Source organism: Agrobacterium sp. ST15.16.024, from assembly GCF_027956545.1.
Lineage (GTDB): Bacteria > Pseudomonadota > Alphaproteobacteria > Rhizobiales > Rhizobiaceae > Agrobacterium > Agrobacterium cucumeris.
Genome location: NZ_JAQKGO010000007.1, coordinates 105,269 through 129,543, shown reverse-complemented (window position 1 = coordinate 129,543; position 24,275 = coordinate 105,269). Strand labels below are relative to the sequence as shown.

General features: G+C 59.2%; 23 protein-coding genes. 6 read left to right on the top strand and 17 right to left on the bottom strand.

The window, feature by feature from the left end:
• Window positions 1-71: 71 nt before the first annotated feature.
• Window positions 72-1,007, bottom strand: a complete 936-nt coding sequence (locus PL640_RS19500) for a LysR family transcriptional regulator (RefSeq protein WP_271363135.1) — start codon at window positions 1,005-1,007, stop codon at window positions 72-74.
• A 190-nt stretch (window positions 1,008-1,197) separates the two neighbouring features.
• On the opposite strand from PL640_RS19500, the gene PL640_RS19495 reads away from it, so the two are divergent.
• The 4 genes from PL640_RS19495 to PL640_RS19480 all read left to right on the top strand — a co-directional run bounded on the left by PL640_RS19495 (window position 1,198) and on the right by PL640_RS19480 (window position 3,854).
• The gene (locus tag PL640_RS19495) at window positions 1,198-2,676 is read left to right on the top strand and encodes a helix-turn-helix transcriptional regulator (protein ID WP_271363134.1); all 1,479 of its coding nucleotides are present in this window, start codon (window positions 1,198-1,200) and stop codon (window positions 2,674-2,676) included.
• Window positions 2,677-2,816: 140 nt separating this feature from the next.
• Window positions 2,817-2,996, top strand: coding sequence for a CsbD family protein (locus tag PL640_RS19490; RefSeq protein WP_271363133.1), 180 nt, complete (start codon window positions 2,817-2,819; stop codon window positions 2,994-2,996).
• A gap of 7 nt (window positions 2,997-3,003) precedes the next feature.
• Entirely contained in the window at window positions 3,004-3,351 is a 348-nt protein-coding gene (locus tag PL640_RS19485; protein WP_271363132.1) for a BON domain-containing protein, read from the top strand.
• Window positions 3,348-3,854 (top strand): DUF992 domain-containing protein, encoded by a 507-nt coding sequence (locus PL640_RS19480; RefSeq protein ID WP_271363131.1) that lies wholly within the window; start codon window positions 3,348-3,350, stop codon window positions 3,852-3,854. Before PL640_RS19485 ends, PL640_RS19480 begins: the two co-directional genes overlap by 4 nt.
• A 65-nt stretch (window positions 3,855-3,919) precedes the next feature.
• Here PL640_RS19480 and PL640_RS19475 read toward each other — a convergent pair whose 3' ends face one another.
• On the bottom strand, window positions 3,920-4,636 hold the full coding sequence (locus PL640_RS19475) for an aspartate/glutamate racemase family protein (RefSeq protein ID WP_271363130.1): 717 nt from the start codon (window positions 4,634-4,636) through the stop codon (window positions 3,920-3,922).
• A 22-nt stretch (window positions 4,637-4,658) separates the two neighbouring features.
• Window positions 4,659-5,288, bottom strand: coding sequence for a flavin reductase family protein (locus PL640_RS19470; RefSeq protein WP_110759564.1), 630 nt, complete (start codon window positions 5,286-5,288; stop codon window positions 4,659-4,661).
• Between the two features lie 130 nt (window positions 5,289-5,418).
• On the opposite strand from PL640_RS19470, the gene PL640_RS19465 reads away from it, so the two are divergent.
• On the top strand, window positions 5,419-6,096 hold the full coding sequence (locus PL640_RS19465) for a GntR family transcriptional regulator (RefSeq protein WP_065116831.1): 678 nt from the start codon (window positions 5,419-5,421) through the stop codon (window positions 6,094-6,096).
• Between the two features lie 9 nt (window positions 6,097-6,105).
• Here PL640_RS19465 and PL640_RS19460 read toward each other — a convergent pair whose 3' ends face one another.
• The 7 genes from PL640_RS19460 to PL640_RS19430 form a co-directional block, all read right to left on the bottom strand.
• Window positions 6,106-7,113 (bottom strand): ABC transporter ATP-binding protein, encoded by a 1,008-nt coding sequence (locus PL640_RS19460; protein ID WP_262517246.1) that lies wholly within the window; start codon window positions 7,111-7,113, stop codon window positions 6,106-6,108.
• A complete protein-coding gene (locus PL640_RS19455; protein ID WP_142841972.1) occupies window positions 7,110-8,093 on the bottom strand; it encodes an ABC transporter ATP-binding protein in 984 nt (327 codons plus the stop codon). The genes PL640_RS19460 and PL640_RS19455 overlap by 4 nt, the downstream gene beginning before the upstream one ends.
• The gene (locus PL640_RS19450; protein WP_271363128.1) at window positions 8,086-9,579 is read right to left on the bottom strand and encodes an amidohydrolase family protein; all 1,494 of its coding nucleotides are present in this window, start codon (window positions 9,577-9,579) and stop codon (window positions 8,086-8,088) included. Before PL640_RS19450 ends, PL640_RS19455 begins: the two co-directional genes overlap by 8 nt.
• Window positions 9,579-10,772: an amidohydrolase family protein gene (locus PL640_RS19445; protein ID WP_271363127.1), complete on the bottom strand. Its 1,194-nt coding sequence runs from the start codon at window positions 10,770-10,772 to the stop codon at window positions 9,579-9,581. The genes PL640_RS19450 and PL640_RS19445 overlap by 1 nt, the downstream gene beginning before the upstream one ends.
• 5 nt (window positions 10,773-10,777) lie before the next feature.
• Window positions 10,778-11,725 carry an ABC transporter permease gene (locus PL640_RS19440; RefSeq protein ID WP_271363126.1) on the bottom strand — a complete coding sequence of 316 codons (948 nt, stop codon included), beginning with the start codon at window positions 11,723-11,725 and terminating at the stop codon, window positions 10,778-10,780.
• A gap of 18 nt (window positions 11,726-11,743) precedes the next feature.
• Window positions 11,744-12,712 carry an ABC transporter permease gene (locus PL640_RS19435; protein ID WP_046801232.1) on the bottom strand — a complete coding sequence of 323 codons (969 nt, stop codon included), beginning with the start codon at window positions 12,710-12,712 and terminating at the stop codon, window positions 11,744-11,746.
• Window positions 12,713-12,973: 261 nt separating this feature from the next.
• Window positions 12,974-14,539, bottom strand: a complete 1,566-nt coding sequence (locus PL640_RS19430) for an ABC transporter substrate-binding protein (RefSeq protein WP_271363124.1) — start codon at window positions 14,537-14,539, stop codon at window positions 12,974-12,976.
• A gap of 159 nt (window positions 14,540-14,698) precedes the next feature.
• Between PL640_RS19430 and PL640_RS19425 the strand changes: the two genes are divergently transcribed.
• Entirely contained in the window at window positions 14,699-16,237 is a 1,539-nt protein-coding gene (locus tag PL640_RS19425) for an amidohydrolase family protein (RefSeq protein ID WP_271363123.1), read from the top strand.
• A gap of 178 nt (window positions 16,238-16,415) precedes the next feature.
• On the opposite strand, the gene PL640_RS19420 is transcribed toward PL640_RS19425, so the two are convergent.
• The 7 genes from PL640_RS19420 to PL640_RS19390 all read right to left on the bottom strand — a co-directional run bounded on the left by PL640_RS19420 (window position 16,416) and on the right by PL640_RS19390 (window position 24,215).
• Window positions 16,416-17,459, bottom strand: a complete 1,044-nt coding sequence (locus PL640_RS19420; protein ID WP_142841966.1) for a porin — start codon at window positions 17,457-17,459, stop codon at window positions 16,416-16,418.
• A gap of 447 nt (window positions 17,460-17,906) precedes the next feature.
• Entirely contained in the window at window positions 17,907-20,081 is a 2,175-nt protein-coding gene (locus tag PL640_RS19415) for a putative bifunctional diguanylate cyclase/phosphodiesterase (protein ID WP_271363218.1), read from the bottom strand.
• 230 nt (window positions 20,082-20,311) lie between these two features.
• Window positions 20,312-21,247, bottom strand: coding sequence for a 2-hydroxyacid dehydrogenase (locus tag PL640_RS19410; protein WP_271363122.1), 936 nt, complete (start codon window positions 21,245-21,247; stop codon window positions 20,312-20,314).
• Window positions 21,248-21,270: 23 nt separating this feature from the next.
• On the bottom strand, window positions 21,271-22,002 hold the full coding sequence (locus tag PL640_RS19405; RefSeq protein ID WP_065116843.1) for an amino acid ABC transporter ATP-binding protein: 732 nt from the start codon (window positions 22,000-22,002) through the stop codon (window positions 21,271-21,273).
• Window positions 21,983-22,642 (bottom strand): amino acid ABC transporter permease, encoded by a 660-nt coding sequence (locus PL640_RS19400; RefSeq protein WP_003499527.1) that lies wholly within the window; start codon window positions 22,640-22,642, stop codon window positions 21,983-21,985. Before PL640_RS19400 ends, PL640_RS19405 begins: the two co-directional genes overlap by 20 nt.
• Window positions 22,639-23,343, bottom strand: a complete 705-nt coding sequence (locus tag PL640_RS19395) for an amino acid ABC transporter permease (RefSeq protein WP_142841963.1) — start codon at window positions 23,341-23,343, stop codon at window positions 22,639-22,641. The genes PL640_RS19400 and PL640_RS19395 overlap by 4 nt, the downstream gene beginning before the upstream one ends.
• 68 nt (window positions 23,344-23,411) lie before the next feature.
• Window positions 23,412-24,215, bottom strand: a complete 804-nt coding sequence (locus PL640_RS19390; RefSeq protein WP_142841962.1) for a transporter substrate-binding domain-containing protein — start codon at window positions 24,213-24,215, stop codon at window positions 23,412-23,414.
• Window positions 24,216-24,275: the final 60 nt, after the last annotated feature.

Genomic DNA, 24,275 nt, shown 5'->3' with positions numbered 1-24,275 from the left:
ATGGCGGGCGGGACATTTTCAGCCCTTTCGCAGCCCCTGCATTGACAGCGAGAATGGCGAGAGCGGCAGGATCAGGTCAATACGGTGTTTCCGTCGCTCGATAGGGATTTCCTATCAAAAACCAGCTCCGAAGCGCGCTGCCGCGCCTCATGAAGAAGCGCCGAAACCAGCGGCGTATGCGGTTCGCGGTAAGTCGCAATCAACCCCACGAGATGCTCAGCATCGGGCTCGATGATCGGGATCATTTTTATCTGCTTTGGAAAACCAAATGATTCCGCTATGTTACGCGGCATTATTGAAGCCCATTGTCCGGTTCGAATATGGGAAAAAAGTACGATCATCGAATTGGATTCGAGCGTTGGCTTCACCTCCACACCCGCTTCCGCCATGTGCTTGTTGATGATACGGCGGTTCTGCATGTCCGAAGTCAATAGGCATAGCCTAAGACCGGCAACCTGCCTCCAGGTAACGCTTTCCTGATCGGCCAAAGGCGTTCCGGCCGCTGCAATCAGGTGATATCGCTCCGAATAAAGCGGTACCGTCGTCACACGCCCCAGCGGCTCATTGTCGAGATAGCTGATTCCCGCATCGATCTCGAGATTCTCGATCTGGCTCAAGACCTGAAGCGAGGTACGTGATGTCACGGAAAAGGTAACATCCGGATGGCGCGCCTGAAACGGTTCCGTCAATCGCGGCACCATCGCAAGCGCGGTGGGAATGACCGCAAGGCGGATATGGCCGGTCAGACCCTTGCGGGCGGCGCGCATTTCCTCGCGCATGGTGCGCGTATCGGCAACGATGCGGCGCGCCCATTCCAGCACACGCTGGCCCTCCGGCGTCAGCCCCTGATAACGGGCGGCGCGCACCACCAGAACGACACCCAGCTGATCCTCCAGTTGCCGGATCGCCGCCGAGAGGCTGGGCTGAGAAATACCGCATTCCTCCGCGGCCCGCCCGAAATGCTCCGCGCGCGCCAATGCGATGAAAAATTCCAGCTTGTCGATCATGCGTCCTCCCATGACACGTGTCGCTGCGCGCGACAGCACGCAACCGGACACTAGTGCCTGACGCGCCTTGTCGCAAATCCGGCAACAACAGGAGACTGCCGGATCGCGGAAACACAGGCAGGACCTCATTGCAACACTTGCCGCAACCATGCGTTATAATCGGGTCAAGGATCAGGATATCGGGGGAAGCATGGACGCGATCGCAGAGGTTCCGAAGATCAACCGGCTGGTATTGCAGAATCTGATCGCCGGGCTGAGCGACGGATTGATCCTGTTAGAGAACGACGGAACGATTGCCTGGGCAAACAGGGCGGCACTTCGTATGCACCGGATCGAGGCACTTGCGGATCTCGGAGAGGATGCCGCGGCCTACAGGCGCAATTTCACGCTTCGTTATCGCAACAACCATCTGCTCGAGGAGGGACAATACCCGCTTGAGCGTCTTCTGGCCGGCGATGATTTCGACGACGTGACGGTTGAAGTGTCGCCGAGCGGCAATGAGGAGGAGTGCTGGGTCCATACGATACGTGGCCTCGTTCTTGAGGATGCGGGTGCCAGGCCCGATGTTCTCGTCCTCATCATCCGGGATGAGACACCCCGTTTCGAGGCCGAAGCCCGCTTTGAAAGCGCCTTTAATGCCAACCCTGCCCCGGGCTTGATCTGCCGGCTGGAAGACGAACGTTTCATCCGCGTCAATCAGGGCTTTCTTGAAATGACCGGCTTCACGCGTGAGGAGATTATCGGCGTGAGCGTTGAGGAGCTTGGACTGTTTTCCGAATGCGACACCGGCGAGGACGCGCTGAAGCGGCTGCATGAGGGCAGGATCATCCGTCAGCGGGAGGCGCTCATCCCCATACCGGGAGGCGACAGGCTGGTGATCGTCGCCGGCGAAACCATCGCGGTTGCCGAAGAGCCCTGCATGCTCTTCACCTTCGCCGACCTTGACGGGCGTCGCAGGGCACAGAACGCGCTGCGCCAGAGCGAGGAACGGTTCTTCAAGTCTTTCCGCCTTTCGCCCGCACCCGCTGCCGTTTCGCGGCTGGACGATTTCGTGCTGACTGAAGTCAACGACGCCTTCCTGCAGCTATGCGGCCGCAAGGAGCCGGAGGTGGTGGGAAAAACCGCCGGCGAATTGCGACTTTGGGAAGATGTGGCGGCGCGCCGGGATATTGAGAAGCGGCTGAAGGACAACATCCCCATCCGCAACGAAAATATGCGTATGAAGCTGAGCGATGGCGGCACGGCCGAATGCATCGTTTCTGCCGAACGCGCCGAGATCAATGACCAGCAATGTGTCATCTGGGCGATACAGGACGTGACCGAGCGCAGACGCTCGGAAAATGAACTGATCGAAGCGATCGAAAGCGTGATGACCGATACCTCATGGTTCAGCAGAACCGTCGTCGAAAGACTGGCGGGACTGCGCCAGAACGCGCGCAGCGCGACGCCGTCGGCATCGCTGAAGGACCTGACGGATCGCGAGGAGGAAATCCTGTCGCTGATCTGTGACGGGTGCAGCGACAGGGAAATGAGCGACAGGCTTCATCTTTCCAAACACACCATCCGCAATCACATCGCGTCGCTTTATGGCAAGATCGGCGTGAACCGCCGGACCGCCGCGGTTATCTGGGCACGCGAACGGGGCTTTTCCGGCCGCAGGGAAAAATAGCGGCCCGCTTTTGCGAAAATAGGTCACTTTATACCAGTTCAACTAGTAGAAAATGCTCTGCTTCAGGCCATTGCGCCGCACTACCTTCCCATCATGCCGTTGTCAGCAGCGGCACGATCCAACGATGGAAGGAGTGCATCATGGACAAAAACCGTATCGAAGGCATTGCCCGCCAGGCAAAGGGCACCATCAAGGAAGCGACCGGAAAAATCACCGGTAATGGGCGACTTGAAGCGGAAGGCAAGGCCGAAAAAGTGGCCGGCCACGCACAGGAGAAACTTGGCCGGGCGAAAGACGCCATCGCCAAAGCCCTGAAGTGATCCGTCAATGTTCAAGGCGGGAGGTTTCACGATCATGCTTTCATGGAACGCAGATACGGCACCGGGCTGCAATCCCCAGGAAATCAGCCTGTGCGCCGCCTTGCAGGCACTGATCGCCTATGCGGACGGGCAGGAAAACAGCTGCATCTCCGTCAGTTCCTCTGATGGGTGCATCGTCCTTACAGGGGAAGTTGAAACACTCTCTGCCTTCGAACGGGCGGTTATCATCGCCGAATGTTTCGCATCGCGACCCATCATCGCCGATCTGGCGATCCGCCAGCGGCCGTCGATCAGGCTGGACGCGGCCTCCCCGCGCCTCCACCTCGTCAACAATAACAGGAGTGATAAACAATGAAGAAGTTCGTTCTCGCAACCGCCATCGCAACCCTGGCACTTGCCCCGCTCGCTTCAGCCGAAACCAAGCATAACTCGAAGCGTGCGACTGAAACCGTCCAGAAGGAACGTATCGGTACCCTGTCCTGCGAAATCGCCGGCGGAGTCGGACTTGTGATCGGCTCCAGCAAAAATGTCGATTGCCAGTTTCGCCAGCGTTCCGGCAAGACCGAGCGCTACACCGGCACCATCGGCAAGCTCGGCCTCGATATCGGCGTGACGGGCAAGACCTATATGAGCTGGATCGTGTTCAACACGGCGGCAAGCCGCATCGGCGACGGTGCGCTTGGCGGCGAATATGTCGGCGCCTCCGCCGCAGCCTCTGTCGGCATCGGTATTGGCGCAAACGCCCTGATCGGCGGCAATGCCAAGAATTTCGCGCTTCAGCCGATCAGCGCGGAGGTTGGCACTGGCGTGAACATCGCAGCCGGCGTATCACGCCTGCAATTGAAGCACGCCCGCTAATTCAGGTCGAAAATGGCGCGGTTTCGGGCATCCACATTGCCCGAAACCGTATGCCGTCCCCCGGCTCAGGCAACCAGCATGGCTTCCTTGATACGCGGATAATCATAGGCATTGACCTTCGAAGTGCTGTAACCTGCCCCCACCAGCGCCTCTGCCAGTTTCACCGCCGCTGTAACCCCATCGATAACAGGCACGCCGGTTGCCTCGCGCAGCCTGTCGCACAGAGCCGACATGCCGGCGCATCCAAGGATGATCGCTTCCGCCGCGTCCTCCTTCTTGGCCGCTTCGATCTCGCGGATCAGCATCATTTCAGCGGCGAGAGGGTCTTCTTCGAGACCAAGCACCGGCAGATTAATGGCACGAACCCTGCGGCAATGCCGCTCCGCCCCATAGTTGCCGACAAGGTCCTCGATGATGGGGATCGAACGCGGCAGGGTGGTGATGATGGAAAATCGGCGGCTGATCGTCATGGCCACCTGCACGGCGGCCTGGCAGATGCCGATGACCGGCCCGCGCGCGACTTCGCGGGCCGCATGCAGTCCCGGATCGTCAAAGCAGGCGATGACATAGGCGTTAACGCCCAGCTGTTCACCCTTGCGGATTTCCTGCAGCAGGCCCGGAACGGCCAGCGCCTCATCCGCTCCACCTTCGATACTGACGGGCGTATCGAGGGGATTTGCAGCGGAAATCTTGGTATCCGTGTGTTTGACGCGCAAGGCACTGTCGAGCGCCTGCGCCGTCATCGAGGCCGTAGAGTTCGGGTTGATCAGGCGAATATGCATCGGGGTAAGCCTTTCAGGACCTTCACGCGCCATCTGGCTTGATGAAGTCGGTAATCGCTGGCGCCTTGAGGACGAACTGGCGGTCCGAAGTAATGTAATTGTCGGCGTGAAGACGTGCGATCGGCTGGTAGCGGTCCGGATCGACATAACGCCCCTCTTCATCGAGGCAATCCTTGTGCACATGCATATGCACGACCTCACCCAGAACCAGCGTGCGGCGCGGATAATCGATCAGGCGCTCCACCCGGCACTCAAAGGCGCAGGGTGATTCCGCCGCAAAGCTTGCATCGATCTTGTTGCAGGGGGTCGCGGTCAGCCGCGCCATGGAAAGTTCGTCCACCTCGCTGTCAAAGCCGAGGCCGCAGACGAGCATCTGTTCCGACAGGGCCATGTCCACCATGTTGATGACGAATTCGCCGGTGCGGCGAATATTGACCATCGTGTCCTTCTCCTCACCCGTCACCCGCGGCTGGATACCGAGGACGACGATCGGCGGATCATGGGAGAAAACGTTGAAAAAGCTCATCGGCGCCGCATTGTTGTGGCCGGCAGCCGAACGCGTCGTGACGAGCGCAATCGGCCGGGGACCGATAAAATTCGTCAGCAGACGGTAACGGCTCTGCGGCTCGAGCGTGGTGAAGTCGAATTCCATGACAACTGCCCTGTTTATGGTACACAATATTATTTCAGATTGTTGACAATCTTGCAACCAAAACTCTGTTGAAACGGTTGACTTTTTCCACCGCATCACGCTTCTCTACCCACAATGGAGAGCGAAACCGATGACCGAACAGAACGGCCAGTCCACGCAGCAAATTGTCGAGAAAGTCTGGCTGTCGATCGCTGAACGACGGCTTCGCCCGGGCGTGCAGCTGAAAGAAGAACAGCTCGCCACGATTTTCGGTGTCAGCCGCGCGCGCATCCGCCAGGCGCTTTCCGTGCTGGAGCGCGACGGTCTCGTCACCATCGTTCCCAATCGCGGCGCCTTCGTTTCCAAACCCTCGGTCGAAGAGGCGAGAGACGTGTTCTTCGTGCGCCGCACGGTAGAACAATGCGTCGTTGAGCGGCTCTGCAAATCCACCACCAAGGCCGCTTTGAAGCGGCTTCGCGACCATGTCGAAAAGGAGCGCGTGGCCAACGCTCACAACATCACCACCGACATCATCAAGCTTTCCGGCGGCTTCCACCTGCTGCTTGCGGAAACGGTCGGTTCCGATTTCCTGTTCACCACCATGCGCGACCTCATTTCGCGTTCCTCCCTCATCACTGCCGTTTACCGCAACACGGACCGCTTTAACTGCGGGCCCGACGAACATGCAGAAATTGTCGACGCGATCGCCAATAACGACCCGGCGAGGGCCACGCATCTGATGACCCATCACCTCGAACATGTGGAAGCGGAACTCGACCTCAGCGAAATCCGCGACCTTTCCCATGATCTGCGGGCGGCACTCGCCTGACCCTGCGGGTCAGGCGCGCTCCCGTTCCTGCGTCAACACCTCTTCATCCTCCACCAGATGACATGCAACGCGTGTGCCGCCGGCAAGCGTGCGCACCTGCGGCACTTCCGCCGAACAGCGCGCCGTTGCAAGCGGGCAGCGCGGATGGAAGGTGCAGCCCGAGGGCGGCCTGAGCGGGCTTGGGACTTCGCCTGCCACCAGTTCCCGGTCGCGGCGCGGGGCCTCGATATTGGGAATGGTCTGCAGCAGAAGCTGCGTATAGGGGTGACGCGGGCGGGCGAACAGCTCCTCCGTATCGCCCTCCTCCACGATGCGACCGAGATACATCACAGCGATACGGTCCGACATGTGGCGAACCACGCTCATATCATGGCTGATGAACAGATAAGTCAGCCCCAGCTCGTCCTGCAGCCGCCGCATCAGGTTCAGCACCTGCGCCTGCACCGATACATCAAGCGCGGATGTCGGTTCGTCACAGACCAGAAACTCCGGCTCGCTTGCCAGGGCGCGGGCAATCGAAATACGCTGGCGCTGGCCGCCGGAAAATTCGTGCGGGAATTTCTCGCCGTCGGAGGCAGAGAGGCCGACCGTTCGCAGCAGTTCTTCCACCCGCTCCATTGTCTCTGCGCGGGTGGCGCGCAGTTTCAGCTCGCGGATCGGCTCTGCGATGATGTTCTTCACCCGCCAGCGCGGATTGAGCGAGGCATAGGGATCCTGAAAGATCATCTGCGCCGAAAGCGGTGCATCCTTCCGCCCTTTGGCAAAACGAAAGTCACCGGCGCTTGGACGGAACAGCCCCGTCACCAGCCGCGCGACGGTGGACTTGCCGCAGCCGCTTTCGCCGACAATGCTGAGACAGCCACCGGCTGGCACCGTGAAATCGATGTCGTTGACGGCCTGCACGAACTGACGGGGCTTGCGCTCGATGACGCGGTTGAGCCACGGGGCGGAAACATCGAAGGTCTTGGTCAGACCCTTCACCGTCAGTGCGGGTGTTTTTGTCACCGAGGTTTTCATGCTGTTCCTCCTGCATTCATCCAGCAGGCGCTTGCGCTGTTGCCCTGCGTTTCCAGTTCCGGGCGCTCGCGAAGACAGCGGGGGCCGGCAAAGCCACAGCGCGGATTGAAGGCGCAGCCCGGCGGGATCGCATCAAGACGCGGCATCGCCCCGTCGATCTGGTTGAGCCGCTCCACCCGCGCGCCGAGCGAAGGGATGGAGGCCATCAGGCCCTGCGTATAGGGATGTTTCGGGGCATGCAGAACCTGCTCGACCGGCCCGACCTCGATCAGCCTGCCGGCATAAAGCACGGCAACACGATCGGCGGCTTCGGCGATGACGCCCATATCATGCGTGACCAGCATGACCGCCGTCTGCTTCTCCTTGCACAGCCTGCGCAGCAGCGAAATGATCTGCGCCTGGATCGACACGTCAAGCGCCGTGGTCGGCTCGTCGGCGATGATGAGCTTTGGCGAGGCTGCCAGCGCCAATGCGATGACGACACGCTGGCGCATGCCGCCGGAGAACTGGTGCGGATAATGATCGACGCGATCTTCCGGAGACGGAATGCCGACATCTTTCAGGAGTTGAACCGCCCGCCCCCGCGCTTCTTTCCTGGAGAGCGGCAGATGCTGGCGGATCGTTTCGACCAGCTGCGCGCCAACCGTAAAGAGCGGGTTGAGCGAGGTAAGCGGATCCTGGAAAATCGCACCGATCTCGCGGCCGCGAATGCCTTCCATCGCCCTGTCGTCCAACTTGTCGATACGGCGCGACCCGAGCCATATCTCGCCCTCGGCGATGCGGCCAGGTTTTTCCAGCAAGCCCTGTATCGCAAGCCCGGTCATGGATTTTCCGGCACCGGATTCGCCGACAACACCGAGGATTTCGCCGGGGCGGATCGACAGGCTGACATCCGAAAGGGCCGTCACCGTGCCTCTGCGTCCCGGAAACTCGACTTTCAGATTACGAACATCGATAACCGACTGGTTCATGTTATCCATTGGCGTCAACCTCCACCGGGTAGCTCGGGGGGAAAATTTCCGAAACGGGCGGATTGGCCCAGCTTCGTTCGGGATATTTCGCGATCAGCCCGTCGAACTGTGCCTGCGCCTGAAAGCGAGCTTGCTCCATGTCGATATTCGCGACCTGCCTTGAGCGCATCGACAGGCGGCCATCAACGAAGACCGCACGCGTGATCTTGCCCGAACCGCCGGTAACGATGGTCGTGATGGGATCGACGCTCGGCGCCATGACGGTATCATCGAGGTCAAAGACCGCGATATCGGCGCGGGCACCCTTTGAGAGATGTCCGAGATCGGCACGGCCCAGTGCCCTTGCGCCACCGATCGTGGCGGCGTCGAACAGATCGGCCGAACGGACCCTGTCGGGCACGCCATCACTGATGCGGCAGGTGATAAGCCCGACCAGAAGGTTCATCAGCATGTCGGCCGGCGCCGTGTCCGTGCCCATCGCGACGTTGATGCCACGCTGCCGGCACGACGAAAACGACGACAGCTTGCTGCCGCCTCTGGCCGACACCAGCGGACAGTGGACGATGGAAACGCCATTTTCAGCGTAGAGTGTCAGATCTTCGTCCGTCGCATTGGTGGCGTGCGGCGCGACAAGGCGGTCGCTGAGGAGACCGGCCTTGGCCAGCCACACGGGCGCCGTGGAGCCATGAAGGCTGCGGACGGTATCGACCTCCATCGTGCCCTGCGCCATGTGCAGACGGAACTTGCATCCAAGATCACGAGCGGCCGCATCGGTTCTTTGCAACAGGGCGAGTGTCGATGTCTCGACCCGATCCGGCGCGAGCATGCCGCGCACGAGATCACCATGCCGTCCGCTCTGTTTTTCGATGAAGGACACCGCATCCTTCAGCCCCTGAAAGCCGCGCTCTTCGTCAAAGACAGGCACCATGCGTCCCGGCTCTTCCAGCACCATGCCGCCGGAGCGGTATGCGGGGCTGAGATAGACGCGCAGGCCAAGTTCGCCGGCAGCATCGGCCGCAGCCTCGAATTCGGCGACGGTTTCGCCCCATTGCCGGTAGAACAGGGAAGCGATGGGCGCTGCCGTGGTGATGCCGTTGAGAAGCAGCTGGCCGAAAGCGAAACGCTTCTGGAAGGCCAGTTCCTCCTCGGAATACATCTCGTAAGGACCAGCCTCGACATAGGATCGCGGCCAGACCCGGCCCTTGGCCCAGCCGGGGTAGTGATCGATCCCCAGGATCGTCGTATCGAGATCGGAAAGCGCGTCGAGATCGATCAGGCCGGGGCTGATGAGGGCGTTGCCGAAATCGACGCGACGGGCGACCTCGCCGGGAAAACCGTGCCCGACGAACAGAATTTCACCATTCTCAAAGACCACCTCGCCGTTTTTCAAGAGCCGGTGTGATCCGTCCTTGTGTCCGACAACCCAGCGTGCGGTGAGCAGCGTGCGACCCGACGGACGTTCGCCAAGTGCGAGAGATTGCAAACCAGCACTCATCACGGCGCCTCCACGATGGCTTTGCCGTTTCTGGCGGTAACGCGGCCGCCTTTGACGACGAGAGGCCGGGGCGCGATATCGACAACGGCATGGGCAAGCGTTTCGCCCGTAAGCAGCGTGAAATCCGCGGCGCAGCCTTGCCGCAGGCCATAATCATGGAGCCCCATGACATCGGCTCCGCCCTGCGAAACCACATGCAGCACATGGGCAAGCTCGATATCCGAGCGCAGGCCGTTCTTCATGCCGATGATCTTCGCCCGGTCGAGCATATCCGGCTGACCCCATGGCCCCCAGGTATCGCGAATGCCATCGCAACCGCCGCCGACACGCACACCCGCTTCCTTCAGCCGCATGATCGACGGCACATTTGCCGAAGGCGCACCGGTCGTCAGGATCGCTACGTCGAGCCTTGCAATCTCTTCGATCAGCTTGCCGACCCGCAGGTAATCATTCATGCCAAGTGCAAAGGCATGGCTGATTGCAACCTTGCCTTCCATGCCATTGGCCCGGATACGCTCGAAGATCAGCTCCATGGTGAAGGCGCCGAGATCGGCGGCCTCATGCAGATGGATGTCGATCGGCACGCCATGCTTGACCGCAAGCGCAAAGAGAATATCCAGCTGGCCTTTCGGATCGCGGTCAATGCCGCAGGGATCGATGCCGCCAAGCACTTCGCAGCCCTGTTTCAAGGCCTCATCCAGAAGCTCCACGGTGCCGGGCATGACCATGACGCCGGATTGCGGGAAGGCGACGACTTCGATGTCGATGATGCCCTTCAGTTTCTCGCGGGTCTCCCAGATGCCCTCCACAAGCGCGAGGCCATGGGTCGGGTCGATATCCACGTGGCTGCGAATATGGGTGCCGCCGTTCGCCGCAAGGCCGATGGCGTGGCGCATGGACTGGCGGTGCGGATCGATGCCGATCTGTGTCCGGTTTTCGCGTTCAAAGTCGATCCGCTGGCGCAGGATCGCGGCGCGATTATTGACATGCCAGGGCATGCCCCATGTCGTCTTGTCGAGATGGGTATGGGCATCGATAAGGCCTGGAACGGCAATCGCGCCATTCCCCTCCTCGACCGGCATGCCCGGCTCGGCCTCGAACTTTCCGAAACCGGCTATCTTTCCCTGCCTGATCAGAATGTCGCAGGTATCGCCCGCCATGGGCCTGATGTTGCGGAGCAGAAGATCGTGCATGGAACTCACCTCAGTTTCGGATTGAGCGCATCGCGCAGCCAGTCACCCAGAAGGTTGACGGTGACGACGAGTAGACAGAGCTGGAAAACGGGAAACAAGACGATCCACCACGAACCCGAGAACAGGAACTGGTTGCCGATACGGATCAGCGTTCCGAGCGAAGGCTGGCTGGGCGGCATGCCGATGCCGAGGAAGGACAGCGTCGCTTCGGTGAGGATCGCCATGCCGAAATTGAGCGTGGCGGCAACCATGATCGGTGTGAGCGTATTGGGCAGGATATGGTTGGCCATGATGCGACGGGCGGGAACGCCGATGAGTTTGGCCGCCTGCACATAATCCTTGCCGGTTTCGACAATGGCCTGGGCGCGCACGGTGCGCGCATATTGCACCCAGGCGGAAAGGGCGATGGCGAAAATGAGCACGGCGGATGCCCCCACCTCGCGCAGACTGTCCGGCAACATCTGCCGCACCACTGTCGAGACGAGGATGGCCACCAGAATTGTCGGGATGGAGAGCGTGATATCGCCGATCCGCATCAGGAGATTATCGGCAAAGCCGCCGAAATAACCCGCGACCAGTCCGGCCGTCATGCCGATGACCAGCGACAACGCCACGGAGGCGACACCAATCACGATCGATATGCGGGTGCCGTAAAGAATGGCGGAGAGCATGTCCCGCCCCTGCGTATCGGTGCCGAGCAGATAGGGCCATTCGCCGCCCTCCTGCCACACCGGCGGCAACTCGGCCTTCCACATGTCCAGTGAAGCGCCGTCATAGGGGTTTTGCGGCGCGATCAGCGGCGCGAATATGGCAGCGAGGATCAGGATCGAGAGGACCAGCGCACTGATCTTCGCCGATTTGCTGTGGCTGAAGGACCAGTAGAGATCGCTGTCGCGCATACGGCTGAAAAGCGACCGGCGGGCGGGTTTTGCCATTTGTGGAAGGTCTGTCATGAAACCGGCTCCCTTCGGTTAACGCGCGGTGCGCAGACGCGGATCGATCACCGCATAGGCAATGTCGACGAACGTGTTGAGAACAACGAAGATGAAGGAAATGATGCAGAGATAGGCCGCCATGACGGGAATATCGAGAAACGTCACCGCCTGTATGAACAGCATGCCCATGCCTGGCCACTGGAACACCGTTTCCGTGATCAGCGCAAAGGCGATGAGCGAGCCGACATTCATCGTCGTCAGCGTCACGACAGGCATGAGACAGTTGCGAAGCGCATGGCGGAAGTAGATGCGCCAGCGGGGAATGCCACGGGCCCGCGCAAACTTCACGAAATCGGAGCGCAACACTTCCAGCATCTCGGCGCGAACCAGACGCATGACAAGCGTGATTTGATAAAGCGAAAGCGCAATGGCCGGCAAAATGATGGCCGCACGCCCTGATGAGGTCAGCAACCCGGTGGACCACCAGCCGATCTGCACCACATCTCCGCGACCGAAGGCCGGCGCCCAACCGAGAGACACCGAAAAGACGAGAATGAGCAGAATGCCGACCACGAAACTTGGCAGGGAGACGCCGACGATCGACAGGAACTGCAGGCCCTCCGTATACCACTTGCCGCGCCTGATTGCCGTCAGCACCCCAAGCGGCAGACCGACGACCAGCGAAAGGACAGTGGCGACAAGAACAAGCTCCAGCGTTGCCGGAAACCTCTCCGCTATCAGCGGCAGCACCTGCTGGCCGTTGCGATAGGAAACGCCAAAATTGCCCTCTGCCGCATCTTTCACAAACCGCAGATATTGCGTCGGCAGGCTGTCATTGAGGCCGAGGCGCTCACGCAGGGCCGCCCGATCCTCCTGCGAGGTCTGTTCGCCGACCATCAGCTCAACGGGATCACCCGCGAGCCGGAAAATCAGAAATGCGATAAGCGCGACGGAAAGCATGACGAGCACGGCATTTCCCAAACGCTTGATGATGAAAACCAGCATGGTTACCTCTCGGATGCGAACCCGCGCCACAAGGCGTGCCAGGTTCGACCATTCTCTTCCAGAGACAGGGTAGAGCTTTCGCAACGATGCGACGATGCCTCGCGCCTGAACCCGTCACATTGTCGACAATTGCACCGGCGGAGGATCGCATTTCGGCCGTCCCTGTCCGCGAGCATCACGGTTTCAACGGCTGAGGCGAACTGCGCCGGAAAGGCTGGAAAGACGTTCGGCGACAGGCCGACGCCCTTCCAGCGTCCTGCATTATTTGTCGAGCTGTGTCAGCCAGTGACGCGGCTTGTTATCGGCACGGAAATCGACGCTCTTGACCTTTCCGAGCATGGCCCATGCAATGGGCTGCTGATGCAGCGGGACAAGCATGGTTTCATCCTTGGCGATTTTCAACGCGGCTTCTTCAAGCGCCAGGCGTTTGGTGTTGTCCTGTTCCTGCGCTGCCTGATCGACCAGCTTGTCGATCTCGGGGTTCGACCAGCCGCCATAATTGGAGACGCCCATCGCACCCTTGCGGGTCGACAGGATCTGCGACAGGAACGAGAAGGCATCGAGCGTCGGCTCGTTCGCCCAGCTGAGGTTGAAGACATCGGCCTTGCCGCCATTGCGCTTGGGCGATTGTACGGAACGCGGTGCAATGTCGATCGTCGGCTGGAAACCGCCGCGCTTCAGCATGTTGGCAACGCCGGAGCAGATATCTTCCTCATTGATGCTTTCATCATTCATGCAGGTATAGGTGAAAGCGAGGCTCTTCATGCCCGCATCGGCAAGCAGCTTCTGCGCTTTTGCCGGATCGGCAGGCTCATAGGTATCGAGCGACTTGGCATAACCGGCGATTTCAGGCGCGATGAGCGAGCCTGAAGGTCTTGCAAGGCCGCGCATGACCTTCTTGTTGATGAGATCGCGATCAAGCGACGCCTCAAATGCCTGACGCACACGCAGGTCATTAAACGGGTTAGGCTTACCGTCTTCCAGCTTTTCACGACGGTTGAAACCGATGAACAGCGTGCGCAGTTCGGTGCGCTTCTTCACCGTGATATTGGCTGAGGATTCAAGCCGCGGCAGATCCTGGATCGGCGCGGAATCGATCAGGTCGATTTCGCCGGAAAGCAGCGCTGCAACACGTGTCGCGGCAGAGGCGATCGGTACGAATTCGATACGGTCGAGATTGTGTTTTTTCTGATCCCACCAGCCGTCATTGGCAACAAGAACCGTCTTGCTATCGGGCACGCGGCTTTCGAGCTTGAACGGCCCGGTGCCATTGGTGTGCATCGTCGTATAACCGTCGACCTTGGAGGCGAAGTCGGTCGGCTTCTCGCTATTGTTATCTTTCAACCACTTGGCGTTGAAAATGAAGATATTGGTGATGTCGTTCAGGAAAAGCGAGGTCGGTGCGGTGACGTCGAGATCAACAGTGTAATCATCGACCTTCTTCACACCGGCAAAAACCGGAATATTGCCGCGCAATGGCGAGGTGGCATCTGAAGCGCGCGTGAAAGAAGCGACCACATCATCAGCGGTGAAATCCGAGCCGTCATGGAACTTCACACCCTTGCGCAAGGTGAAGCGCCAGGTCTTTCCATCAACGAGCTTCCACTCCGTCGCCAGTGCCGGCTCGATCTTGAAGTCCGGCCCGTAACGGACAAGCCCTTCATAGATGTGATTGAGGAAAGCGAGGTTGGAGGTGGAAGGCACCGAATATGGATCGAGCGAATAAAGATCGGCGCGGCTACCCCAGCGCAGGGTCTCTGCACTTGCGGGAGCGGCAATGGCGGCGGCGGCCATGGCGGCCAGGACAAAACTTCTAATTCGGGACATTTGATCCCCCCTTTTTATAGGTCGTTGGAAAGCCGGCTGGCGGCTGAGCAAGCGGAGTATTGTTTTGCTGCGGCTTATTGTCAATAATATTGTTGACAATTATCGTATTCAAAATTGCGAAATTCTGGATACCGACTGTAAACATATGGGAGAAGGCGAATGGGAAATTATCTGCTGCTGCATGGCACGATCGTCACCGTGGATCGGGAAAGACGGATTATCGAGGATGGCGGCCTTGCCATTCAGGATGATCGCATCGTTGACATCGGCACGGCCGGGGAACTCGCCGCACGGCACCCCGACAAGCAGATCATCGAGTGCCGGGGCAAACTCATCATTCCCGGCCTGATCGATGCGCATGGCCATGCCGGGCATGCGCTGATCCGCAGCATTGCCGCCGATACCAATGCCATTTGGATGAAGGTGGTGACGCCGACCTATTATCATTATGTCACCCGCGATTACTGGTACGCCGACGGCCTGGTCTCCGGCATTGAGCGGTTACGCGCCGGCGTGACGACCGGCGCCAGCATCATCACCTCGATGCCGCGCGCCGACGATCCCGTCTTCGCCGTCAACCATGCACGCGCCTATGAGGAAATCGGCCTTCGCGAAATCATCTGTGTCGGCCCATCCGGCCTGCCATGGCCGCATCCAGTCACCCGATGGGAGAGCGGTTCGCCGGAGCGCCGCCATATCAGCTTCGAAGAGATGATCGAAGGCAGCGAGGCAACCATCGATGCCCTGCACGGCACGGCGGATGGCCGCATCAGCGTCTTCCTCACACCTTTCACCATCGTTCCGTCAGTGGAACCCTCCAATGCCTCAACACCCGATCAGGCGGTGAAACTGACGGAAAATGACCGGATGCAAGCGCGCCGGATCCGCGAAACGGCACGAAAAACCGGCGTCAGGCTGCATTCGGACGCCTTTGCCGGACAGATCCGCATGGCGTATCAGGACAAGGAAAACGCGCTGCTTGGCCCTGATATCCATCTCCAGCATTGCTGGGGCATCTCGCATGACGAGATCGACATTCTGGCGGAAACCGGAACTCGGGTTACCCACGCACCGCCCGGCCGGGCGACACCGATCATGGAAATGATGTCGAAAGGCATTCGTGTTGCCATCACCACCGACGGCGCGGCCCCCAGCCGTCATTTCGACATGTTGCAGACGGCGCGTCTGGCGCAATTCACTCAACATCTGCTGCACAACCATGATCGTTTCCTGCTGCCGCCGGGCAAGATATTCGAAATGATCACCATCGACGCTGCCCATGCCATTGGCATGGAAGACGAGATCGGCTCGCTGGAAGTCGGCAAAAAGGCCGACGTCGTCATTATCGACATGCGCAAACCGCATCTGATGCCGATGTGGATGCCGGTGCACCGGCTGGTGCATCAGGTGCTGGGCAGCGATGTCGATACCGTCTTCGTGGATGGCAGGATGTTGATGGAAAACGGCCGGGTTCTGACAACCGACGTTGATGCAGCGATTAACTTCGGCCAGGAAGAAGCACTGGCCCTCGCCGCCCGCGCCGGTCTTGAAGCGCATATGCACGATCCGGGTTGGGGCCGCCTGCTGCGGACCTTTGAAGAACCGGTCCACCCTCCCCGGCCACCGGAGCCGGCGGCCCACGTGCAACAGGGCGTTACTGACCAAGAAGAGGGTAATGGGCCGGCATTCTTCCGATAGCGGAAGTGAATTGCCGGAAACCTCGTACAGAAACAAAAACTCCCCGGCCTGGAGGGGTCCGGGGAGCAAACCTGACATCATGTCAGGAACTTTGACTGGAGCTAGTGACTCACCCGTTCGGAAACGGGGTGGATCTGAGTTGTCTAACCCGGTTTAGGCTTTTTGGTTATGCGAGTTATTAGAACGAACGCTGCAGACGAAGGAATCCGGTCCAAGCCTCAGGCTGGTTGTCGACATCGAGGTAGTTTGCAGTGAGCTTTGCGTTGAAACCATCGGTGATCTTGTAATCAACCGTCACACCGGCCTTCCAAGCATCGACGTCCTTGAATTCGTCCCAGGAAGCGAGGCCGTAACCACCGAAGAACTGAGCGCCGGGGGTGATCTTAAGCTTGTCGGTTGCCTTGATGGCGTATTCTGCGGCAACTGCCCACTCGGAGACATTGTAATAAGCATTTGCGCCGGATGCCCAAACACCGGCCAGACCAAGCGTGCCCGGGCCAACGTCGGCAGTCGCCATCAAGCGTACCGCACCGTTTTCACGATCGGTGTCATAGCTGCCGATTAGCTGCAGAGTTACGCTGTCGAGCTTTGCGCCTGCGCCGAGAGCAACACCGATATTGTTGTCACGCTCGTTGAAGCTCGAAACAGTAATGCCTTCGAGCTCGTCGACCGAAACACCTGCCCAGAAGGAACCGGCATCGTAGACATAGCGGAGAGAGTTGAACAGGGCGTTGGAAGACAACACGTCGGTTTCGCCGGAAAGGTCTTCGTCCCACCAGCTGTAAACCTTACCAACCGTCAAGCCGCCAAGCTGAATGAAGGCCTGGTCAACGAAAACGCCAGAACCCAGGTTACCGCTCGTACCGGCAGTCGCGCCGCCAACGCCGGAGTCAGCATTTCCACGAAGGCCGATGTAGCCACGCAGAGCGCCGAGATCAGTGTCAGTGCGGGTGTCGATGTTGAACTGGGCACGTGTTGTCGAATCCCAGTCAGACGGGCTGGCTGCATCGCGACCCACGTTGGTCTGGAAACGGATGTAACCCGAGAACTTCAGGCAGGTTTCGGTGCCGGGGATGTAGAAGAAGCCGGTGCCGAAAGCGTCGCAGACGCGAACATATTCCATGGGCTCGGGCTCGGCAGCGACGATAGCGTCAGCGGCCTGTGCGCCGGATACTGCTGCGAGAGCTGCAGCGGAGCCGATAAGAAGGCTCTTGATGTTCATTTGTAATCTCCAGTCAAAAATTTTTCAACAAATGCGCAAAACTGAGGGCTGGTCTTTCCCTGCCGCCCGCTTCCCTGCGCTGATTCAGCAAATGACAGAAATAGCAGGAGACTCGCAATTCAAATCGGCAGATTACAAATACAATAAAAGTACAGAACAATATTAAGTAGTAAAATTACAACAAATAAATACTTTAAAATATAATAATATCATTTTATATTTTCAAATAACGGCATTCATTACTTAATAAAAATAATCGATTATAATAATTTCATTGATCATAAAATATAAATACACCGCGCCGCAAAGGACGGATGTACGTCATCTTGACCCGGTACGATCACAAGGAGGTTGGGGGTTATAGAAATAAAAGGCGCGGGAATACTGCCGGAGCCCTTCCGGCCTCGCCCACATCAGGCCCGTCAAAACAGAGCCTTCATAGCCGGTTTATTGCAGATCGCTGGCAGGGCCTGTCGGGAATGTCGTGATCTTCGCCAGCATGTCTTCAATCACGTCCGCCTGAACCGGGCGGCTGAAATAATAACCCTGCCCGTAGGGACAGCCGGCCGCGCGCAGAAACGCCGCCTGCTCGCCGGTCTCCACACCCTCGGCAATGACGTCGATATCCAGAGACCCGGCAAGCTGGATCATGATCGAAACGATGGCGCTGTCCTTGGTTTTTTCCGGCAGGTGCGTAAGAAACGAGCGGTCTATCTTCATGCAGGACAGAGGAAAGGTCTTGAGCATGCCGAGACAGGAATAACCGATGCCGAAATCGTCCAGCGCAAGGCTGACGCCCATCTGCTTGATGGCGCGCATGATCCGCACCGATGTTTCGACGTCCTGGATGATAAGCGTCTCGGTGATTTCGATTTCGAGCAGCGAGGGCGAAAGACCGCTTTCCTTCAGCGCCGACTGGATCTGCTCCACAAGCCCGCCCTGAAACTGCCGGGGCGAAATATTGACCGCCATTTTAATGGGCAACAGGCCGGCCGCGATCCAAGCCTGCGCCTGCTGGCAGGCTTTTTTCAGAATGCTTTCCCCAAGCTCCACGATGAGGCCGGTTTCTTCCGCAAGACCGATGAATTCCAATGGAGCCAGCAGACCCTCCACCGGGTGCTGCCAGCGCACCAGCGCCTCCACCCCGCTGATACGGCCGGTGAGAAGGTCAACCTGCGGCTGGAAATGCAGAACAAACTCATCCCGCTCCACCGCCTTGCGCAGCTCCTCGATGCGGGTGAACTTCTTTCTCAGATCGTCCGCCATGCGTGGCGTGAAGGTGGCAATGCCATCCCGGCCATTATGTTTGGCCTCATACATGGCAAGATCGGCGGCTGCGACGATTTCCGCCGTGGTTTCCCCGTGTTCCGGAAAAAACGCCATGCCGATGCTGCAGGTGACCTTGATATCGTAATTGCCGATGCGCAGCGGCTGCGAGACCGCCGCCTGAATGCGCTGCAGACGGTCTTCGAAACCGAGTTTCTGCTTTTCCAGAATGACGACGAATTCGTCGCCGCCCACCCGCAGCACGAGATCGTTTCGGCTGAGGCTGTGCGCGATACGCTCAGCCGTTCTCGAAAGCAGCGCGTCGCCGACGCTATGACCAAGCGTATCATTGATCTGCTTGAAATTATCGAGATCAAGAAAACCGATGCCGACCTGCCGTTTTGCCTTTGCCGCCACCGCCAATATTTTCGGTAGCCGCGTATCGAGAAAACGGCGATTGGGTAGCCGGGTGAGCATGTCGTGGTCGGCGAGAAAAGCGATATGCGCGGCGGCACGTTTCCGGTCGATCGCCAGTCCCGCCATGCGGGCGGCAGCCCCGATGAATTCGACCAGCGCCGCATCCGCCTGGCGGCCCGCCAGCACGCACCAGACAAAGCCATGCGCCTTGCCCTCACTGGCGGGAATATCGAAACTGAAAGCAGTGCTGTCGGCCGGATGGGTAAGCTTGCCGGCATCGCTGACGGTGGAAATGAGCGCCGTCAGGCCCGTATGCGACACCAGCGCCGGAGAGACATAAACGGACGGTTCTCCCGCCGCCGCCTCGAACACCCTGACAGCACAGGCAAGCCCGGTGGCAAGGTTTTCAATGGCCTTGACGAATTCCTCGAGAAAATCTTCGATCCGCGCCGCCGCGACGATCATTTCCAGGATACGCGCCTGCGCCTGAAGCAGTCTTTCCGAGGCCTTTTTCTGGGTGATATCCCTGGAAGCGCCAACCACACCGATGATCTTGCCGCTCTCATCCTTCAGCGGCACACGCGACATCATCAGCCAACGGTCGATATCGCCGCGCATGGCGGGTTCCTCGTAGCCAAGATCAGGCTCTCCGGTGCGCATCACCCGCGCTTCGGTATCGGGAATGCCGGCGCGCCGCGCCGCGTCGCCGTGAATATCGTAATCGGTAAGGCCGATCAGTTCCTCGACGCTCTTAAAGCCGTTTTCCGTAACGATGGCGCGATTGGCGAAAAGAAAACGACCCTCCAGATCCTTGGCATAGATGAAATCCGGCACATGATTGATCATCGCTTCCAGAAGCACGTGCCGGTCGGAGGGATTGGCGTTTTCAGTCATTGCAGAAGGGGCAGATGGCGTAGCATCGCGCTTTTCTCGCGACATCCGGTTCTGCTCGGGTGTCTTCGGGCCTTTGGAACGCACCTCTCCGCCTCATCGCTTTATAAGGAAGCAGAATAGTAGGATTATACATATTATATAAATATGAAAGACAGGCCGGGATTACGGGCAAATGGCTGCCTTTTGCAGGCTAAATGAGGAACAGCCAACGGCAAGAATCGAAACGGCGCGGATAAAAGCCGCGCCGTCAGATTAAAGGCTTCGATAGAGGTCTGTCAGACCACTGGAGTCGGCAGTTCCTTGCCGGCAAAATGTGCGTCGAGATTGGCAAGAACGAGATCGGCCATGGCGCGTCGCGTCTGGTGCGTGCCGCTGCCGACATGCGGGGCAAGCGTGACGTTGTCGAAAGCGAAAAGCGCTTCCGGCACACGCGGCTCATCCTCGAAGACATCAAGCGCCGCACCACCGATCGTGCCGTTTGAAAGCGCCTCGACCAGCGCCTTCTCATCCACCAGCGAACCGCGCGCCACGTTGACGAGCACACCCTGTGGCCCAAGCGCCTGCAACACACCGGCATTGACGATGTGGCGCGTTTCGGCGGTAGCTGCGGCGGCGATGATCAGCACGTCGCAATTGGCGGCGAGCGCCTCGATGCTGTCGTGGTAATCATAGGCGACATCGCGGCGGTTTCTGGCAGTATAGGAAATCCGCGCGTCAAAGCCTTCGAGCCGCTTTGCGATTGCCTGGCCGATGCGGCCAAGGCCGAAAATGCCGTAACGACGGCCAGCCACACGCGTGGAAAGCCCCATATCGCCCTTCAGCCATTGCCCCGTGCGCACATGCTGATCCGCCTGCGGCAGCTTGCGCGCCTGCGCCAGAACCAGACCGAGCGCGAGGTCAGCGACATCCGCCGTCAACACGTCAGGCGTGTTGGAAACGCGGAAACCGCGCCGTTTGGCATCAGTGAGATCGACCTTGTCGAAACCGACGCCGTTGATGGCGACGATTTCGAGGTTGGGGAGTGCAGCGCCGATATCTGCCGGCAGGCCGATATGGCCGCCGGTGACGACGCCGCGGACTGCAGCGCCCTTTTCAGCAAGGAACGCCGCCTTGTCTGCCGCTTCGAACAGGCGGTGCACGGTGAAGCGCTCAGCGAGTTCCTGTTCCAGTGCCGGGATGAGCGGGCACAGTTGCACGATTTCAGTGGTCATGGACTTTCCTTTGTGCCGGTGAACTACTTCACATCGGCCTTGACGAATTGCCGGAGTTCCGGCGTTTGCGGATTGGCGAAGAGTTCGGACGAGCGGCCCTGCTCCCAGATCTTGCCCTTGTGCATGAAGATGGTTTCGGTCGCCACGCGGCGCGCAAAAGCCATTTCGTGGGTCACGAGGATCATGGTCATGCCGCCCTTGGCGAGGTTTTCCATGACGGTCAGCACTTCCTCGGTCAATTCAGGATCGAGCGCCGAGGTCACCTCGTCGAACAGCATCACCTTCGGCCGCATGGCAAGCGAGCGGGCAATCGCCACGCGCTGCTGCTGGCCGCCGGACAGCTGGTCGGGATAGGAATCGAATTTCTCCGACAGGCCGACGAGTTGCAGAACCTCGCGGGCGATATCCCTGGTTTCCGATTTGGCCACATCCTTGACGATGCGCGGCGCGAGCATGATGTTCTCACCGACCGTCAGATGCGGGAAAAGATTGTAGCTCTGAAAGACGATGCCGACGTCGGTGCGCAGCTTGCGCAGCGCCTTGGCATCTTCGCCGATCGCATGACCGGCGATTTCGATGCGGCCCGAATTGATCTTCTCCAACCCGTTCATGCAGCGCAGCAGCGTGCTCTTGCCCGAGCCCGAGCGGCCGATGAGAGCAAAGACTTCACCGCGACCAACCGTCAGCGACACGCCTTTGAGGACTTCCAGAGCGCCAAAGCTCTTGTGAACGTTTTCAACGATTACTTCCGGCATGAAGCCTCCTTTCCAGCCAACGCGACAGCTGGGACAACGGGTAGCAGACGATGAAATAAAGCACGGCCACCGCGACGAAGACGCGGAACGGCTGGAACGTGGCATTGTTGATGAGCTGCCCCGCTCTCGCCAGTTCGACGAAACCGATGATCGATGCGATGGACGTATTCTTGACGACCTGAACGGCAAAACCGACGGTCGGCGGCAGGGAAATGCGGATCGCCTGCGGCAGGATGACGTAGCGATATTGCTGGGCGCGGGTGAGCGCCAGCGATTCCGATGCTTCCCATTGCTGCTTCGGCACCGCCTGGATGCAGCCGCGCCAGATTTCAGCGAGATAACCTGACGTATAGATGGTCATCGACGCGCCGGCGGCAATCAAAGGCGGCAGCTCCAGCCCGGCAAGGCTGAGGCCATAATAGGACAGGAACAGGATCATCAGCACCGGAATGCCCTGAATGACCTGGATATAGGTGCCGGCGGCAATGCGCAGCAGCTTGTTATCCGAGGTGCGGGCAAGAGCGATGAAAAAGCCGACGATGCCACCGCCGATAAGCGCAATGATCGTCAGAAGCACGGTCCATTGCAGGGCGGTCAGCAGGAAGCCGAATTCGTTCCAGCCGAAAGTTCGAAGAGTCATGACTGCACCTCCGGCAAAGCGGTCATCGTCTTGCGGGCGACACGGCGGCCAAACAGCCACATGCCGATAAGGGCAAGGATAAGCCGCAGGCTGAGCGCCAGCGCCAGATAGATGAGCGTGACGACGATATAGACCTCGAAGGAGCGATAGGTCTGCGATTCCACGAAGGCTGCGGCAGCCGCAAGCTCATGGGTGGAAATAGCCGAACATATGCTCGATGCCAGCATCATCAGCACGAACTGGCTGCAGAGCGATGGATAGACCTTGGCGATGGCAGGCACGATGATGACGTGGCGATAGATCTGGTATCTGGTGAAACCAAGCGCTTCGCCCGCCTCGATCTGCGACTTGTGCACCGCCTCGATGCCGGCGCGGATGATTTCCGTCGAATAGGCCGCGAGATTGATCGTCATGCCGATCAGCGCCGCGGTATCCGCCCCGACGCGAAAGCCGAGACCCGGAAGGCCGAAATAGACGATGAAAAGCTGCACCAGGAACGGCGTGTTGCGGATAACCTCCACATAACCGTCCACGATGATGCGGACGATGCCGCCCTTGATGGAGCGCAGCGAGGCCAGAAGAATGCCGAAAGCGCAGCCGAGCACGATGGAGAGGACCGACAGCTTGATCGTCAGCCATATGCCGTTCAGAATCTCATTCTGATACTGGGCGAGCGCGCCGAATTGAAAAGTATAGGACATGCGTCACTCCGTTGACATTTCCCGGTCCGCCGGAAATTTTTCTCCGGCGGACGCGTTGAAAGGCTCAATCAGAAGCTTGGCAATTGCGGCAGCGGACGACCGGTCCACTTCACCGAGATACGGTCGAGATCGCCCGACATCTTCATGAGGTAGATGGACGTGTTCAGCCACTGGCGCAGCTCGAAATCCTCAAGCTTTGTCGCCATGGAATTGCCCTGCTGGAAGAAGGTGAAACCAACCTGCAGACCGGCTTCCGGGCGCTGTTTGATGATCGCTTCGCCAACCGTGGACGGCAGGGCGACAGCATCGACCTGGCCGGCAAGCAGTGCCTGGGCGCTGGTGGAATCGTCTTCGTAAACGACGATTTCGAGACCTTCGACATTGGCCTTGCGTAGCGCGGTTTCCTGCGAGGAGCCGCGATTGACCGAAACGCGCTTGCCCTTGAGGCTGTCGAGATTTTCGAACTTCTGGTCCTTGCCCGAGATGATGTCCATGTTGAAGGCGCTGTAAGGCTGCGTGAACATCACGGTCTTGGCGCGCTCGCCGGTCGGTGCAAGCGTTGCGACAAGGAAGTCGACCTTGCCGGTCTGAAGGGCTGGAATGCGCGCAGGCGGCGTCAGCGGCACAAGCTCAACCGGCAGCGACAGATAGGTGCCGATGAGGTTGGCGACATCCACATCATAACCGGAAGGATTGCCCTTCTCATCCACCATGCCCATCGGCGGAGCGCCGGTCAGAACACCGATCTTGACCTTGCCGCGCGCCGTGATCTCGCTGAGCGAGACAGCATGGGCGGATGTGCTGGCGGCGAGCGTTGCTGCGGCAACACCGACGGCAACGGTCACGTTCTTCAGAAATCTTGAAATGCTCATGGTTTCTCCTCCAACCTTTTAAGTGGCTGCCCAAAGCGGAACAGCGATCTTGCACAAAGC

Bases quoted from the DNA above. Each gene is read 5' to 3' on its own strand.
- PL640_RS19410 (WP_271363122.1), bottom strand. From the start codon at position 21,247: ATGACCACTGAAATCGTGCAACTGTGCCCGCTCATCCCGGCACTGGAA.
- PL640_RS19425 (WP_271363123.1), top strand. From the start codon at position 14,699: ATGGGAAATTATCTGCTGCTGCATGGCACGATCGTCACCGTGGATCGG.
- PL640_RS19445 (WP_271363127.1), bottom strand. From the start codon at position 10,772: ATGCACGATCTTCTGCTCCGCAACATCAGGCCCATGGCGGGCGATACC.
- PL640_RS19490 (WP_271363133.1), top strand. From the start codon at position 2,817: ATGGACAAAAACCGTATCGAAGGCATTGCCCGCCAGGCAAAGGGCACC.
- PL640_RS19415 (WP_271363218.1), bottom strand. From the start codon at position 20,081: ATGTCGCGAGAAAAGCGCGATGCTACGCCATCTGCCCCTTCTGCAATG.
- PL640_RS19460 (WP_262517246.1), bottom strand. From the start codon at position 7,113: ATGAAAACCTCGGTGACAAAAACACCCGCACTGACGGTGAAGGGTCTG.
- PL640_RS19420 (WP_142841966.1), bottom strand. From the start codon at position 17,459: ATGAACATCAAGAGCCTTCTTATCGGCTCCGCTGCAGCTCTCGCAGCA.
- PL640_RS19475 (WP_271363130.1), bottom strand. From the start codon at position 4,636: ATGCATATTCGCCTGATCAACCCGAACTCTACGGCCTCGATGACGGCG.
- PL640_RS19455 (WP_142841972.1), bottom strand. From the start codon at position 8,093: ATGGATAACATGAACCAGTCGGTTATCGATGTTCGTAATCTGAAAGTC.
- PL640_RS19390 (WP_142841962.1), bottom strand. From the start codon at position 24,215: ATGAGCATTTCAAGATTTCTGAAGAACGTGACCGTTGCCGTCGGTGTT.
- PL640_RS19440 (WP_271363126.1), bottom strand. From the start codon at position 11,725: ATGACAGACCTTCCACAAATGGCAAAACCCGCCCGCCGGTCGCTTTTC.
- PL640_RS19470 (WP_110759564.1), bottom strand. From the start codon at position 5,288: ATGGAATTCGACTTCACCACGCTCGAGCCGCAGAGCCGTTACCGTCTG.
- PL640_RS19395 (WP_142841963.1), bottom strand. From the start codon at position 23,343: ATGTCCTATACTTTTCAATTCGGCGCGCTCGCCCAGTATCAGAATGAG.
- PL640_RS19480 (WP_271363131.1), top strand. From the start codon at position 3,348: ATGAAGAAGTTCGTTCTCGCAACCGCCATCGCAACCCTGGCACTTGCC.
- PL640_RS19500 (WP_271363135.1), bottom strand. From the start codon at position 1,007: ATGATCGACAAGCTGGAATTTTTCATCGCATTGGCGCGCGCGGAGCAT.
- PL640_RS19495 (WP_271363134.1), top strand. From the start codon at position 1,198: ATGGACGCGATCGCAGAGGTTCCGAAGATCAACCGGCTGGTATTGCAG.
- PL640_RS19430 (WP_271363124.1), bottom strand. From the start codon at position 14,539: ATGTCCCGAATTAGAAGTTTTGTCCTGGCCGCCATGGCCGCCGCCGCC.
- PL640_RS19465 (WP_065116831.1), top strand. From the start codon at position 5,419: ATGACCGAACAGAACGGCCAGTCCACGCAGCAAATTGTCGAGAAAGTC.
- PL640_RS19450 (WP_271363128.1), bottom strand. From the start codon at position 9,579: ATGAGTGCTGGTTTGCAATCTCTCGCACTTGGCGAACGTCCGTCGGGT.
- PL640_RS19485 (WP_271363132.1), top strand. From the start codon at position 3,004: ATGTTCAAGGCGGGAGGTTTCACGATCATGCTTTCATGGAACGCAGAT.
- PL640_RS19405 (WP_065116843.1), bottom strand. From the start codon at position 22,002: ATGCCGGAAGTAATCGTTGAAAACGTTCACAAGAGCTTTGGCGCTCTG.
- PL640_RS19400 (WP_003499527.1), bottom strand. From the start codon at position 22,642: ATGACTCTTCGAACTTTCGGCTGGAACGAATTCGGCTTCCTGCTGACC.
- PL640_RS19435 (WP_046801232.1), bottom strand. From the start codon at position 12,712: ATGCTGGTTTTCATCATCAAGCGTTTGGGAAATGCCGTGCTCGTCATG.